Genomic DNA, 16425 nt, shown 5'->3' with positions numbered 1-16425 from the left:
TATTTTTTAAATAAAATATTCATAGTATTATTTTGAGTTTTCTTATAAAAAAATAAAAAAATGAATATATAATTCTTTTTTTTCTAAATTTAATTAACCAATAATTAAACTGCTGAAAACTAAATTTTGCAAAATTACGGTTCTATTTTATTTTTTTAACATATCAAACATATCTTGAGCTATTTCTTTATGAACCCAAGTTCTTGGGTGAATTTTATCTCAAAATACATATCCACCTTTGCCATCCTTTGGATCAGCGGGATTATCTTTATTAATTGATTCATTATCAGAAACTAATATATTTATACTTTTTAAAAAGGTTTCAATTTTTGAACCTATTGCTAAGGCATCAAGTGGAAATTTACCTTCTTTTTGTTCTTTGATTATATTTTCAATTAAGTTTTTTAGATTTTCTAAATTTGTTTTTGTTTCTTTTGAAAAATCAAATTTAACAGTAGAATCTGTTATATTTGTCTTCACATCTTCTTTTTGAGAATTTTCAATGATTGAATTAAATTTAGAAAATAAATTATATTTTTGAATATTTAAATTACTTTCTTCATACTCATTCTCAATGTCGTTAATTGTTGCAGAAACTTTATTATTAAATTCTTTAGTAATTTCACTTGCTCTTTTTTTGTCGCTAGTTAAATTAATTATATTGGGTGTTAAACTAATATCTGGTGCATTTAAAAACATAATTTTTTTAACACCATTGTTTACTAATGTTAAAATTGCTCTTCTAATATCATTTATTGAACTATTCATTAATGCATTTTTTTCTTTGTCATTATTTGTTGCAGCTAAATTATATAAATCATTTCCCCCAATTTCCATCATAACTAAGTCATTAGGTAAAATTTTATGTTGCATTACAACTACTCTTGCTTGTTCGCTAATTCTTCAATCATTTAAAAGAATTCCAGAAATACCACTTTGTTCTTGAGCTGTGGAACCAGCTATTGCATAATTTCTTCCATATTTATGTTTTAGTTTTCCATTAATGTTAACCTCAAAACCATAATCAAATTTTAATCCGCCTTGAGGTTTTTCAGCCCCATTTATTGTGTCATCTATATTGAATCCCAATTTATTAGCTAATCATATAGCTGCTGCTCCATTATCATTGTAATAATTTCTTGATTCATTTTTTTCATTAACTAAATTTATATTGATTTTTCATGAATCATAGCCAATAATCGCTTTTGCTAAAGTAATTAAATTTTTTAATTGAAAATCAGATACATTAAAATGTAAATAATTCACTAAAATATTTTTAACAATAGGATCTAAGGTTTTAGGATCACTTGCAATAATATCAAGTAAAGCTTTTGCTTTGAACCCCAAAGCATGAAACAAGGCTCCACCATCGCTTAATGAATCACCAATTGTATAAAAATCAGTGATTCCATATTGTAAATTTTTAGGTTTTTCATCACTAGCACTACTTTTATCAATATCCATGCCAACAACTTTATCTAATTCTTTTTGACTTGTTTTATTATTACCACAAGCGACAACTGTTGAAACAGAAGCAGAAATTATTATTATTCCCAATAATGGTGTCAATAATTTACGCATGATATTTTCTCCTTATTCTTACGATTAATAAAAATGTAATATAACTTAAAATTGATATAGGACCAATTATTAAGAATAAAACATAACCAATAAATGTTGCATATATTGCTAATACATAATTTGGTGCTGTTAAATCTGAAGGTTTAACATTTCAAAAAATATCTGATGCTTTAATATTGTGATCTTTTAATAAACCCAAACTTGCAGCAGCTCGCATTGATTCTTGCTGAATATTTAATAATCAAACCTTTGCATTCACAACATAATTACCAATTGAAAATTTTACTTCAGGTCCATCTAGTGTGTGATTAGAATAATTTAATGCATTAATAAATTGTCCTTGATCAATAACTGTTTGCTTTAATCTTGCTTCTTTAACCAAATCATTTCCTTTACTAGAAAACAAGTATTCTAAACCGTCTCTAAAAAATCATTCAATTCCAGTTTTTACATAAGTTGGTTTAAATAAATCAGCGACTGCTTTTTCATCAAACTTAACCATGTCTAAACAAACAGAATTAATATCAATATCTTGATGATTTTTTACTTTTTCTGCATAAGTTTTTTCATATCATTTTTCAGCATATTCTACATATTTTTTTCTATTAGCTTCAGAACCCGATTCTTCTGGGTTTCTTCAATCTGTAACAGATAAAATATCAGCAACATAAGTTTTTTTAATAATACTTCCAGCTGCAGCATTATACATTGGGTGTTTACCATCAAGAACATACTTTCCTTTTGGCATTACTTTTTTAATTTGTTTTTTAACAGAATTTATAAATCTTAATGACTGAAAACCAACACCAGGAGTCATCATAACAAACCCCAACAGTGAAGGAAATATAACTATTAAAACAATTAATGTTTTTAATGAGAATATCTTTTTAAACATAATACTATTATAAAGCAAGATATTCAAAAAAAATAAAAATAGACAACTGTCTATTTTTGTTTTTTATTTATTTGTTATGTCATGCATTGCGTTTGCAACATGCTCGACATCCGTTCCAATAATTAGTTGTAATCCTTCTTTACCTAAACGTTTTGTTCCAAATATTCCTAAAGCTTTAAATTCTTGATCGGTACCAATTGAATTGTCTTTAACAATTAGTCTTAATCTAGTTGCACAATTATCTACTTTAACAATATTGTCTTCACCAATAATATCAACAATGTTTTCTGCAAGAATAACATATTTATCACCTTTTAAAGAAGCTGATTTTGAAGCCATTGGTTTAATGGCAACATCCATATCTTCTCTACCTGGTGTTTTGATATCAAATTTTTTAATAGTGAAGTAGAATGCAAAGTAATAAACTGGCGCAATACATGCAGCTAATACCAACATTCATAGTGGGTTAGATAAAACTCCATACAATGATCCATTAACATTTCCTTCTCATTTACTCATTCCTCATGAGTTTGCAAATGAAATAACATAATCAATGAATCCGGCTGAGAATCCAAATCCAATATGCATATGCATTGCAATAGCGATACCTGCAAAGATTGCTGTAAATATTGCATTATAAGCTCATAAGATTGGTCCTACAAAGATAAATGCAAATACTATAGGTTCATCAATTCCAGTTAAGGCAGCAACAAGGGCAACCCCCCCTAAGAAAGTAGAAACTTCTCGTCTATTTTCAGGTTTAGCAGTCATTATCATTGCTAACGCTGCTGCTGGTAGTCCTCCTCAATACATTGGGAAGTAACCGGTTTGGAAGTTACCAGATATTATTCCTTTTTGGAATGCATTAATATCTCCAAATACAATTTGTGATCCATCTTTTCCTGGGTGTACATCTTTTGGTTGACTACCATAATTAAAGAAATAATTTTGTCAGTTATCACTATTAATATCTGGATGACTTGCTCAATGATGTGCTATGTTTTTCATTAATGCTAAACCATCAGATGTTGGTAAATTATTAGCAAAATTTGAGCCTTCTAATCCAATTTTTCCTGAACTATTAATCATATCTCCTTCAATTGGTAATTGGAATCATAAGAATGTATTAATAATGTGGTGAATTCCAAATGGTTGCACCGCTCTATTAACAAGTGCATATAGCATTGCACCAGGAATTGCTCATGCATCTGATGAAGATATTAAAGTACCAAATTTAATTAAAATAAATTGTAATCATGGTCAAATAATTGCAAATGCTAATGCTAATGGTAATGATACACTTAATGCTAACATTGGTATAAATCTTCTTCCACCAAAGAATGATAAAGTTTGTGGTAGTTTAATGGTTGAATATTTATTATAAAGCATCGCTGTTACTCCACCAGAAACAATCCCCCCAAGAACACCGATATCAAGAATAAATGTTTGTCCTGATACAAATGTTGAACCATCTGGTTTTACAGAATAAGATGGTACATAGAATAGTTGTGAAGCACTGTGTGCGACGCCTTTATCATCATTATATGTAAATGGTAATACATTTTTATAAAATAAATCTTGAATTCCATTTTCTTTTAGATATGTTGTAATAGCTAAAAATAAAACGGCTGCTACAAGTGCTGATTCACCTCTATTATCTTTAGATAAACCAAATCCTACACCAATCGCAAATATTAATGCAATGTTATTAAAAACAATGGCACCTGGAGTACCAATTATTAGTCCAATTCAATACAATACATCATATTCACCGGTTGTTCCAAAGTGTGAATAACCTGTAGCTAAAGCTCCAAACCTATTTAGCAGCGCAGCAAAAGGCAACACAGCAATAGGATATAATAGAGCTTTACCAATTTTTTGTAAATTAACCATTAGTCTTGCACCAAAGTTAACGTCGTTTGAACGCTTTGATTTAAAACTAGATTCGCTTACGTTTAAAGTTTCTATTTTTGTTTTCATATTTTTTTATAATCCTTTCCAATATTATTAAACAACAAAAAATAAAAAAAATTCCAAAATAATTGGAAGTTTTTTTATTTTTGGAAATTAATTTAATTGACTAAATTATTTATTTGAATAAAGGTGTTTAAATCTTCATAATACTTCATTTGAAATATTATGTTTAAATCATTATTTTGATCGAAAAAATTAAGTTTTAAAAACAAAACGTTATTTTTTGGTTCATAAAACCCTGAATAATAAAACACGTCTTCTAAATTAACTACAATTTGTTTATCCTTAAAATTAAAAGTCATATTTTTAGCATTTATTATTATTTTGCCTTCTATAAAATTTATTTGCTCATTAATTTCGATTATTTTTTTTAAATCCAAAAAATTTTCAACAATAATTTTAGAATTATGAATTCGCTTTTCTTCAAAAAACATGTTGTTTATTGTATTTTTTTTACTAAAAGTTGTTTCATAAAAATGAGCTGCTAATTCAACATCTCCTCCAAAATAGTCAATTGGTTTTTGGTGTTGCTTAAATTGTGTTTTAAAATTTATAAAATTTTCAAGAGCATTTTTTCTTTTATTAACAAATAAAATTCATGTTGCTAATAAAATTATTGTCAAAAAACTTAAGATAACTATTACTGAAATTGCAAGTTTTTGATTATCAAACATTGCTAGAAAACTAACTATATGTAATTGCATAAGCTACCGATACCAAAAAAATTAATAATAATGTTAGCCATAATATAGACAGTGCATAAAATGAAACTGGTTTAGATCATTTTTTAAAACCAAATGAAGAATTTACATTATTAAAAGAATTATATTTCATTAATTTATAATGTTTAATTTTTCAAATTAAAAACATAGTTAACGCAACCAAAGAAACCGAAGAAATAATTGAAACTATTATGCATAATAATATTTTAAATTCCATTTTTATCCTTTGTAATCGTGAATGATTACTCCTTTAACAACACGATTAACCTCTCCTGTTGGACAAGGGTTGTCGGGTGTTTTATTTAAGAATAGTGATTTATAAAAACCATATAATTGTGCCATTGCAATATAATTAATTGCTTGCAAAATATCATTTTTAACTTTTTGTGTTCCAGTTTTAATTAAAACATCCGCTCTATCCAAAATAAATTTTTCTTCTAAATAATCAAACACAACCAATTTATTTATTTGCTTTTGCAAATATAATTCATTAATCATATCCTTATCATAGTTTCTTGTATATTCATCATTGCTCATAAACAACAAAACAATAGAATCTTTATTTAGTATTGATTTGGGACCGTGTCTAAAACCTGTTGGTGAATTAAAAAATGCTGTGACATCTCCTGCTGATAATTCTAAGACTTTTAAATGTGCTTCTTGAGCAATTCCTTTTAAACTATTTGAACCCAAATAAGTTATTCTTTTGTTATCTATATTGGCTATCTTTTTAATTTCTAAATGATTTTTTTGCATATCTTCTTTTGTTTGCTTAGAAATTATTTTTAATTCTTCAAGATTTTTTTTATAATTTTTTTTATCTAAAATCAATAAAGCTGTGCAAAGCATTCCCGTAAAACTTGAAGTCATTGCAAATGAAACATCATTTGATTCTTCTGGTAATAAAAAAATAAAGACATTATCTTTTGATTTAATATTTGCCAATTTACCTTCTTTATTACAAGTGATAATCAAGTGTGAAACATTTTCTAAGCATTGATTTGCTAAATTAAACGTTGCAACAGATTCTGGAGAATTACCACTTCTTGCAAATGAAACTAATAAAGTTCTTTTGGTTGTTGATAAAAATTTTTTTGGTTGTAAAACTATGTCTGTTGTTGACACTGATTGAACATCAAACCCTTGTTCAATAAAATATGGATATAGTGTATTACCAATAAATTCACTAGTTCCGGCACCAGAAAAAATTATTCTAGTGTCTTTTGTTAAATTTTTATTTAAAAAATTATCTATTTTTTCATAATCTTTTTGAATTAAATCAATTATGTTGTTTCAAATAACTGGTTGTTGTTCAATTTCTTTTAAAGTATGTATTCCTTTTTTTTGTTCTAATTCTTGTTCTGTATAATTAAATATCATTTTTTTCTCTTTCAATTCTTCTTCTATTTTTTTATTTATAATTTCTTTTTTTACTTGTTTTTTTATTTCACGTTTATTTTTTACCAATGTTCAAGGGGCAATAGTAATAACTAAAGTTACTGAAAATAAAATTAAAAACAATCCTCACATTGGGAATTGATTTAACTGTACTCCTAATAAAATAAAATTATGCTTTTCCATTTGAACCAAAAGCTTTTATTTTTTTGATTGCTTCAAGTTTAACAGCTTCTATTGCTGCTTCACCAAATTTTCTTGCGTCATATCCATCAGGATTTTCATTTAACCATTGTCTTAATGCTTGAGCATTTTTTATTTTTAAATCAGTTCCAATATTAATTTTTGTAACCCCACATTTAATAGCTTGTTGCAGATCTTCTAAGGGAACTCCACTTGAACCGTGTAAAACTATTGGAGTATCAATTTTAGCTACTACAGATTTGATAATTTCAAACTGTAATTTTGGAGCACTTTTAAAAATACCATGACTTGTACCAACAGCAATTGCTAGTGCATCAACATTTGTTAATTTGTTAAATTCAAATGCTTCATCAACATTAGTGTATCCTCCACCTGCTGAATTTCTGTCATCTTCTTTTCCTCCAACGTGACCAATTTCAGATTCTACTTCTACCCCTCTTGCGTGTGCATATTCCACAACTTCCTGAGTTAGTTTAACATTCTCATTAAACTCTTTTGTTGAAGCATCTAACATAACTGATGTAAATTTGTTATCACATGCCCTTTTAATTAAATCAATATCAAAACCATGATCTCAATGTAATATAACTGGCACTTTTGATGTTTCAACTGCTTTTTTTCCAAATGCAAAAACATATTCGATTCCCATATATTTTGCAGCAGATTCAGTAACCATTAAGATTACTGGTGATTTTTGATCTTCCGCAGCAGCAATTATTCCTTTTAACATTTCAAGATTGTCAAAATTAAATGCTGGCACTGCATAGTGTTCTTTTTTTGCTTTTAGCAATTCTTTTTTAAGTGATGTTATCATTTTTTTCCTTTTCCAAATATTATTATAATACAAAAAATTATTTTACACGTAGAGTCATAAAAAAAACAAACTTAAAAGTTTGCTTTTTTTATTTATATGTTGTTTAGTTACTAATTTTTTTTAATTCGTTTACTACATGTTCAACGTCTGGTCCAATTACAATTTGTAATGCTTCTGTACCTAATTGTTTTATTCCAAATGCTCCTGATTGTTTAATTAATGCTTTATCAATATTTTGATTATCTTTAACAATTAATCTTAATCTAGTTGCACAGTTATCAATTGAAACCAAGTTATCTGCACCAATTGCATCAAATATCATTTTTGCTTGTTTAGCATATTTATTTGATTGATCATAAGAAGTTGAGTTTTGTTTTGAAGATGATGTTTGTTCTTCTACTTCTACACCTTCTTCTTCTCTACCTGGTGTCATAACATTTAATTTTTTAATTAATATCATGAATACTGAGTAATAAACAAATGCACATATTGCTGTCAATGGTATTATCATTAACGGATTACTAATTACTTTTCAAATTCCACCATGGTGTTGAGAGAATCCTCATGCTTGTGGGAATGAAACTAGATAATCAATAATTCCTGCTGAGAATCCAAATCCAACTTGAATACGCATAGCTGTTGTTATTCCAACAAATATTGCAGTTAATGATGCATGAACTAATAATAATGCTGGCGCTAAGAATACAAATGAGAATTCAATTGGTTCTGTAATACCAGATACAATTGCAACGACTGCAACTCCACCTAAGAACCCTGCTACTTCATTTCTTTTTTCTTTTTTAGCACTCATAATCATTGCTAATGCAATTGCGGGAATTCCACCCATCATTACTGGGAAGAATCCTGATTGGAATAATCCTGCATTTTCATTTTTCGCTGTAAATGCATTTATATCTCCATAATCTCAGTGAATAATTCCATCTGAACTACCTGAGATTGGATCAATATGATTTCCTTGAATTGGTAATTGGAATCAAAAGAATGTATTTAATATTTGGTGTAATCCAAATGGTAATAGCAATCTATTTAAGAATCCATATAACATTGTTCCAGGAATCGCCACAGATGCTTTTGAAGGATCTGCCACTTGTTTTCCCATTAACATTAAAACATATTGTAATCATGGTCAAATAATTGCAAATGCTAATGCTACAGGAACTGCACATGCTAATCCAATCATTGGAACAAATCTTCTTCCCCCGAAGAATGATAATGCTTTTGGTAATTTAATTTCTTTATATTTGTTATATAACACTGATGCTAATATTCCTGAAACAATCCCTCCAAGAACACCAATAGATAAGACAAACTTACCATTTTGTAAAACGTCGCCTTTGTAATTTTCTACATATAGTAATTTTGAAAAATTACCATCGGCGGCCTTAAACGTAAGTACCTTATCATAAATCATGTTACCAATACCGTGTTCACCCAACATTGCGCTGATAACTAAATAAATAGCTGCACCAACTAATGCCACTTCTCCACGGTGGTCTTTTGCAAGACCAAATGCAATACCGATTGCAAAGATTAAGGGTAAGTTATCAAAAATTACACCACCTGGTTTTTGAATAATAAATGATATTCAATAACCAATGTGATTTGTTATATGTAATACACCATCAGGTGTTGTATTTGATGTATATGATAAACCCAATGCTCCGAATCGGTTTAATATTGCCGCGAACGGTAAGATTGCAATTGGGAATTGCAATGATTTACCAATTTCTTGTAATGTGTTTAAAATTCTAGATTTCCAATTGGTCCTCTGTTTTATTTTTATATTTTCCATTTTTTCTCCTAACTTTAATAATTTAATGGAAAATATGGAAAAAAGCAAGTACAAATATTTGTTTAAAAAATAAAAAAATGGCCATTGGCCATTTTAATTTTAAAACTCGGGGTGAATAACGGTTGAATTATTGGGAATCACTAAAGTTTCTCCACTTTCTTTGTATTCAATCTCATAAGATTTATTTTCTCCATCTGGGGTTACATCATAGGTTCCACTATTGTCATCGGTCATTGTTCCGGTAATAAAAATTTTTGTATTTTTAGCACATTGTTTGGTATATCCCACTTCTTGGATAGAAGCTAAGGAATGATTACCAGAGGCATTTCATCAATTACCAGAATAATGATTAGTACCACTAATCAAAGAGTATTTAATGCTTGAGGCATTTTTACCCATATATTCTAATAATTTATCGGTTGAACTGTTTGTTGAGCCATGATGAGCTAATAAAAATGTATTGATATTCATTTTACTAATTAAAGATTTAAATATTCCATTGGGATCAAATTTTTTAGGGCTCACAGTCATTTCTATTGCATCTCCTGTGAATAAAACCGTTTGTCCATTAACTGTGAAGTCAATAACCATTGAAGTTGCATTGGGTCCTTCGCTAGCTTTATAATCTGCATCTATTAGTGCTTGGTGATCTAATTTGGCAGTAATATTGTGAAATTCGATTCCCATAAAACTGTATTTATACGAAAAGGTTGTATCAATATTTAAACTTTCATTTTGTGTTTTTTTGACATATGTTTCGATTTGTGTTTTGGCACTATCATAAACAATTGGCATAATTAGATTATCTACTTTAAAATTACTAAGCATATTTTCGATTTCATTAAAATGATCTGCATGATTGTGTGAAACAAAGATTGCTTCAATTTCAGTTACATGAAAGTGGTTTAAATAATCAACAAAATACTTTTTAACATTAGTACGTCTTTCAAATCCTCATTTACGATTTGATATAGGACTACTTTCCAAATCATCGGTTTGTTTAGCTTTTAAGCCATTACCACAATCTAAAATAACTATATGTCCTGTGTTGTTATTTTCTAAAAAAGTAAAATTTCCATTTCCAACAGCTAAAACATGATAAGAAAAATCTGCTTTAACAATTGGATCTTTTTTACATGATGTGGCAAAAACTAGTGGGAATATACCAATAATTAGCAATAACATCAGCAATATTTTTTTAATTCTAATCATCTTATCCTTTCGTGCTTGATGTTGCTTTACGATTTGAAACTCCCTTAATAATTCACTTGTTGAAAACAATAAAAATAATAATCATCGGCATAATTGTAATTACACAACCTGCCATTTTGACATTATAAGGATCAATTAGGGAATGATATTCGTCTGAAAGATCAACTCCCGTCAAAGAAATTATTTGATACAAAAGCATTGGAATTGTTGATGATTGCCCATCTGCCCTAATTACCGTTACTGGTCATAGCGTTGAGTTTCAACCTTCAATAAAAGAAATAATTACTGAAGTAACAATTGTTGATTTAATGCTAGGAATAGCTATTTTAAAAAAGTATTTAAATGTCGATAGGCCATCAATTTTGCAAGCATTTTTTAAATCTTTTGGCAATGTTGAAAATGCGTTAGACATTAAATAAATTGTATATACGTTGGCAACAAATGGTGCAATTAAAGCGATCATCATGTTGTTTCATCCAAGTGAAACAATGAAAATATATCTACCAATCATTAATGCTTCACCAGGAATCATTAATAATGAGAACATTATCATTAGAAAAATTTTATTAAATTTAGTTTTTCAATTATAAATTGCAAACCCGCCTATTAAAGAGATTATTACTTGAAAAAATGTCGAAATTCCAGAAATGTAAAACGAATTTAATAGAAAAGTTTTAATAGAAATTGAACTCCTTTGACCATCACCATTTACATAATTAAACAATTCTTTGTAAGCGTTTAATGTTCAATGTTTGGGTCACAACGTTTCGTTAAAGGTTGGATTAATATCATCTGGATGTTTAAAAGAACTCATAAGCATTCAGTAAAAGGGAAAAATTAAAAGAATTGAAAAAAATAGTAATGTAGTTGCTTGTATAAGTTTTTTAAATCATTTTATTCAAATGTTTTCACCTGCTAATGATAACGTAATTAATTTTTTACGTTCAATTTCTCGATTAAGATTTCTTGATAAAAAGTTCATTATTTTTAAATTTCAAATTTCAATTAAAAAATGTTTAAATTTTAAAATTTGTTTTTTAAAAATGTTTAAAGTTTCAAACTCTTCATTTCGATGTTTGTTTTTTAAATTTGTTAAATTTGTTTTACGTTTTTCATAAGCAAATTTAAGTTTATTGAATTTATTAATCTCCATTTTAAATTGCCTCGCTTTTATATTTTTTACTTAATGTTTTTGTAATAAAGCGATTTACAATTGTCATTATTCCGATAATTATCATTAAAATAATTGAAGCGGCGCTTGCCTTACCATAATTTTGGGTTTGCACCATATTTTCGAAAATATAATAAACCATTGTTTGTGCTTTTGACTGCATTACAGCATTATAATCACCAAACAATCCTAGGGGCATATATTTAAATGCACCAATCATGCTAGTGGTAATCATATAAATGATTATTGGAATAATTTGTGGTATTGAAATTGCTCAAAACTGTTTTCATTTAGCCATTCCATCAATAGATGCTGCACTATATAGTTTTTTATCAACGGCGCTAAGAGCAACTGTAAACATAATAATTTTAAATGGCATCATTTTTCATATTCCATAAAATATTAAAATCATTTTAGCATTTACAGGCTTTCTAAAATCCACGAACCCGACACCTAATTTTTTAAGTAGTTGCTCTAAAAGTGACTGATCTGTACTAGAAAATATTGCAGAAAATGCCATTGTGATTGCTAAAGCTGTAGTAACAAACGGCATAAAAAATAATGATTGTAAAAAAGCAAATATTTTTTTGTTTACAATATCTGCTAGACATTTAGCAATTAATAGAGAAATTAATAAGGAAATTGGGATAGCTATAACAACATAAATAAATGAGTTTTTAATACCTATAATAAAATCGGCATCATTTCAAACCATCTTTAAATATCTTCAAGAAAAGGTAAAATTTTTACTATATCCACCATGTTGATCAAATCCACGTTTAAACAAAATATATATAGAATAATAAGCAAATAAAAATAGTAGAAACAAAGCTGGTGTTATTCAAATTAATTGATTAATTAAATCAAACTTTCCTTTCTGCATATTTTTATTTTTATTTCGGTGTTTCTTATTATCTGGTTTTAGAGACTTATTGCGATCAACCCTTAAAACAAATGTCCATTTCATTACAAAATTGACCTCCCATCTTTATTAAAGAAATGAACTTTTTGTGGTGCAAAATAAATTACACTTTCATTTTGATTAAGTTTTGTCATCTCTTCTGGATTAACAATTAAACAAATTTCATAATTTGAAAACTGAATTTTTAAATTATTTACTTTTCCAAGCATTTCACAATGTATTAAGCGTCCTCCTTTTAATGACACAAAATTGCTAATACTTTTTTCTAGACTAAAATGTTCTGGGCGAATACCAATAAAATAATTACCATCTCTCACATCAGTTTCGGTTTTAAATATTATTTCTTGATTTAAAATAACTAATTTATTCTTTATTTCAACACTTATCAAATTAATATTTGGTGTTCCAATAAAATTAGCTACAAATGTGTTAACTGGGTTATTATAAATTTCATGGGGTGTTCCACATTGTTGTAAACATCCCTTATTCATTACAACAATTTTATCGCTAATACTCATCGCCTCCTCTTGATCATGAGTAACGAAAATTGTTGTAATTCCCATTTCTGTTTGAAATTTTTTTATCCACTCACGAGTGGATAATCTTAATTTAGCATCTAAATTTGACAAAGGTTCATCAAGCAATAAAATGTGGGGTTTTTTTATTATTGCTCTTGCAATTGCAACACGCTGTTGTTGACCTCCTGACAATTCTCCTGGTTTTTTATGCAATTGTGATGTAATGTCAACTTTATTTGCCACTTCTAAAACTAATTCTCTAATTTTTCTAGAATGAGAAAAAATTTGTTTTTTTAATTCAATTATTTGCTTTTTAAAGTTAAAATTTAAATCTTGTTTTTCAAGCAATTCATTAAAATCATTGCTTAGAGTTTTAAATAACTCTTTAAGATTGTCAATTTTGTTATTAATTTTATTATTTAAATCTTTAATAACACCTTTAAATAAACTGTCACGCTTATTAGCATAGTCATTATAAATTTGTTTGTTCTTTTCAATATTAAAAATCTCTAATTTATTAGTGTTTGTTTTGTTGTAAAAAGCTTGTTCTTTTTTTATATTTTTTTTACTAATATTTCTTGTTCCTCTAACATCGAGTAAAATTATGTTAGTTTTTTTAATTCGATACTTATTAATGTATTTAATTCTATTAACAATTACATCTCGAATTTCAAAACTAATTGTTTGATCTTGAAGATTAGATTTTAAAAAAGTTTTTAAATTTATTAAAGACTTTTTTTTAGAATAATAATATGAGTATCTCACCCTATCAAATAAATAAGTAACCATCTTTTCATAAAATAATTTTGAATTAACATTACTTAAAAGTTTTTGTAAGTAAATATTAATTTCTTGTTTTTGAATATCATAATATTCATTTTCATATTTATCATATTGTTCATAAATATAATTTATTATTGAATCAATGTTTTTTAAAATTTTTATTAAAATTAAATATGCTCGTTTATTGTTTTTAATTTTTTTTAAAATTTTAATTTCTGATTGGTATTGAAAATTTTCTTTTTTAAGGTTAAATCGAAATGTTTTTGATTGTACTAATGGAAAGGAAATGTTTTTGTAAACACTTAAATGGGGATATAAAGCGTAATTTTGAAAAACTAAACCAATATTACGCTTTTGGGAACTTTTGTTAGTAACATCAATATCATCAAATACAATTTGACCTTTAGTAATATTTATTAAACCTGCGATTGCATTTAAGGTTGTAGATTTTCCACAACCACTTGGACCCAATAAGGATACTAATTCGCCAGTTTTAATTTCAACATTAAAATCATTAACTGCAATATAATTGCCATAATCAATAACAATATTTTTTAACTTTATGCTCATACAATAACTTCTCTTAAACCATGAATTTAAATTCTATATCATCAAAACCTCCTGGTAAGATTTTATTCATTTCATTTATTAAAGAATGTCCTGCATCTTTATTAAATAATACTTCACTAATATTTTTATTTTCTGTAAAAATAGTATTTTGATAAGAATTTTTTAAAGCACTACGAAGAGTGTTTGATAAAGGATCTGGTGTTGTTGAAACTAAATTAAATATTTTCTTATCACCAGTTTTATCAATATTATTTTTTACATATCTAATTAATTGATATACAAGACTATGTTTCAATTCTTCTAATGTTTTTTTTGGACTTTTAGGGTGACTTGCATTATAATCGTCACTTAAATATTGATCATAATCTTTTATAGCTTCTGTTGTTGAAGGTAAATACCCCGAACTAGCAGCTAATTTAGAAATGTTTTTTTTATCATATAAAAATGTTACAAAATCTTTAACTGTTTTTTCTTTAATCTCTTGATTACCTCCTTTTGAAGTAAATCCAGCTAAACCAGGTCCTTGTGAAATAGCATTAAACCCTCCTTCTTTTGTAGGACTTCCAGCCACAATTAAGTCATAAAAGGAATTATATTTATTTTCTTTAACTGAGCTGCTGTGTGTGAAATATCCTAGACCTGCTGATGAACAATTAATTGAAGATAGCATTGTTCCTGCATCGAAGAAATTACTTGTATAAGTTTTTCCATCCATTTTTCCTAGATACATTGAACCATTTCAATTATTTGCTAATGACTGTTTTTCTTCTTTATGAATTGCTAATTTTTGAGCTTTGGCAAAAAAATTATTTACATTTTCAATAGCACCTTTTTTATTTAAATAAAGTTTTGTGCTTAGATTTTCTGGTTTTGTCATGTTATAAAAAAACTTATTATTGTTGTTGTTATCATCTTTTGCCGAAACAGTATCAAATGTATATTGTTTAGCTGCAGAAGCATAATTTTCAAATATTGCGTTTGGGATATCATCAAGACCAACAGAAAACATATTGTTTTTTAAATCATTTTTTGGATACGCTTGATTATAACAAAATGAATATAGTGTCATAAAATCTTCAACGTTCGATGTTTTTTCCATTGCATTTCTTATTGAATCCTCATCGGTTACAACAATTTCTGAAATGTTTTTTATTGCTTTTTTAACATCATCATTTGTTGTATCAAATTTAAGTTTTTCATCTTTAAATAAATCTGCTGTTGTAAAAAATTTATCTCCAGTTATTTGTTTATAAACTTTTAAGAATTCTTCTTTTTTTGGTTCAACTGCACTATAAGTTGATGAAGCTTTATGTTGTTCGGCCAATCACTTTAATTCTGCAAAGATTTTTACATTAATCACTTGAACATCTAAAGATTTATTAAGTGGTAAAACAGCTTGTAAGTCTTTGCCACCTTCTCCCATTTTGGAAATAAGTCCTTCATTTTTTAGAGCATTATCTCAAAACTTGGCATTTTGAGGTAACACTTTATCCATGTCTCTTACTTTTTGATCAGAAATTGATGCGTAAATATTTTTAGCAACATCCCCAGGATAAGAAATATACAAATCGGGTAATGCTCTTTTAGCACTAATTCTATTTTGAACAGCATCATTTGCTTCTCATTCAACATCAATTTTTACATCTCCTTCTGGTAATGTTGAATTAAAGTCTTGCGCTATTTTTTCATAAGCTTTTTCAATTTTTGAACCTTTTGCCATTGTTCTACCTTGTAAAAGAAACTCAACATCGTTTTCTGGTTTTGAATTATCTCCACATGAAACTAATGTTACGGCTGGTGCAATAATAAGTGATATTCCTGTTAATACGGATAATAATTTTTTCATTTTTG

At 27.5% G+C, this 16425-nt stretch carries 13 protein-coding genes; all 13 read right to left on the bottom strand.

Translation table 4 applies throughout. The features are described from left to right. Nucleotides 1-147: 147 nt before the first annotated feature. Nucleotides 148-1581, bottom strand: a complete 1434-nt coding sequence (locus tag AACL01_RS00420) for an SGNH/GDSL hydrolase family protein (RefSeq protein WP_339022887.1) — start codon at nt 1579-1581, stop codon at nt 148-150. Then, complete coding sequence (locus tag AACL01_RS00415; protein ID WP_339022886.1) at nt 1574-2476, bottom strand: hypothetical protein; 903 nt, start codon at nt 2474-2476, stop codon at nt 1574-1576. Before AACL01_RS00415 ends, AACL01_RS00420 begins: the two co-directional genes overlap by 8 nt. Nucleotides 2477-2539: 63 nt before the next feature. Beyond that, the gene (locus AACL01_RS00410) at nt 2540-4456 is read right to left on the bottom strand and encodes a PTS transporter subunit EIIC (protein ID WP_339022885.1); all 1917 of its coding nucleotides are present in this window, start codon (nt 4454-4456) and stop codon (nt 2540-2542) included. A 92-nt stretch (nt 4457-4548) separates the two neighbouring features. Beyond that, complete coding sequence (locus AACL01_RS00405) at nt 4549-5154, bottom strand: hypothetical protein (RefSeq protein ID WP_339022883.1); 606 nt, start codon at nt 5152-5154, stop codon at nt 4549-4551. Beyond that, on the bottom strand, nt 5135-5389 hold the full coding sequence (locus tag AACL01_RS00400; RefSeq protein WP_339022881.1) for a hypothetical protein: 255 nt from the start codon (nt 5387-5389) through the stop codon (nt 5135-5137). Before AACL01_RS00400 ends, AACL01_RS00405 begins: the two co-directional genes overlap by 20 nt. Nucleotides 5390-5391: 2 nt before the next feature. Then, nucleotides 5392-6753 (bottom strand): SIS domain-containing protein, encoded by a 1362-nt coding sequence (locus tag AACL01_RS00395; protein WP_339022879.1) that lies wholly within the window; start codon nt 6751-6753, stop codon nt 5392-5394. Continuing rightward, on the bottom strand, nt 6740-7585 hold the full coding sequence (locus tag AACL01_RS00390; RefSeq protein WP_339022877.1) for a class II fructose-bisphosphate aldolase: 846 nt from the start codon (nt 7583-7585) through the stop codon (nt 6740-6742). The genes AACL01_RS00395 and AACL01_RS00390 overlap by 14 nt, the downstream gene beginning before the upstream one ends. A gap of 103 nt (nt 7586-7688) precedes the next feature. Beyond that, nucleotides 7689-9398 (bottom strand): PTS transporter subunit EIIC, encoded by a 1710-nt coding sequence (locus AACL01_RS00385; protein WP_339022876.1) that lies wholly within the window; start codon nt 9396-9398, stop codon nt 7689-7691. A gap of 99 nt (nt 9399-9497) precedes the next feature. Then, a complete protein-coding gene (locus AACL01_RS00380) occupies nt 9498-10610 on the bottom strand; it encodes an MBL fold metallo-hydrolase (RefSeq protein WP_339022875.1) in 1113 nt (370 codons plus the stop codon). A gap of 1 nt (nt 10611) precedes the next feature. Further along, complete coding sequence (locus AACL01_RS00375) at nt 10612-11763, bottom strand: carbohydrate ABC transporter permease (protein ID WP_339022874.1); 1152 nt, start codon at nt 11761-11763, stop codon at nt 10612-10614. A 1-nt stretch (nt 11764) separates the two neighbouring features. Next, entirely contained in the window at nt 11765-12748 is a 984-nt protein-coding gene (locus AACL01_RS00370; RefSeq protein WP_339022873.1) for a sugar ABC transporter permease, read from the bottom strand. Next, the gene (locus AACL01_RS00365) at nt 12748-14574 is read right to left on the bottom strand and encodes an ATP-binding cassette domain-containing protein (protein ID WP_339022872.1); all 1827 of its coding nucleotides are present in this window, start codon (nt 14572-14574) and stop codon (nt 12748-12750) included. Before AACL01_RS00365 ends, AACL01_RS00370 begins: the two co-directional genes overlap by 1 nt. A 13-nt stretch (nt 14575-14587) precedes the next feature. Beyond that, nucleotides 14588-16420, bottom strand: a complete 1833-nt coding sequence (locus AACL01_RS00360; protein ID WP_339022870.1) for a lipoprotein — start codon at nt 16418-16420, stop codon at nt 14588-14590. Between the last annotated feature and the right edge of the window lie 5 nt (nt 16421-16425).

The organism is Spiroplasma endosymbiont of Crioceris asparagi, from assembly GCF_964020035.1.
Lineage (GTDB): Bacteria > Bacillota_I > Bacilli_A > Mycoplasmatales > Mycoplasmataceae > TIUS-1.
The sequence above is the reverse complement of the archived record's forward strand: the minus strand, read 5'-3'. Positions and strand labels throughout refer to the sequence as shown.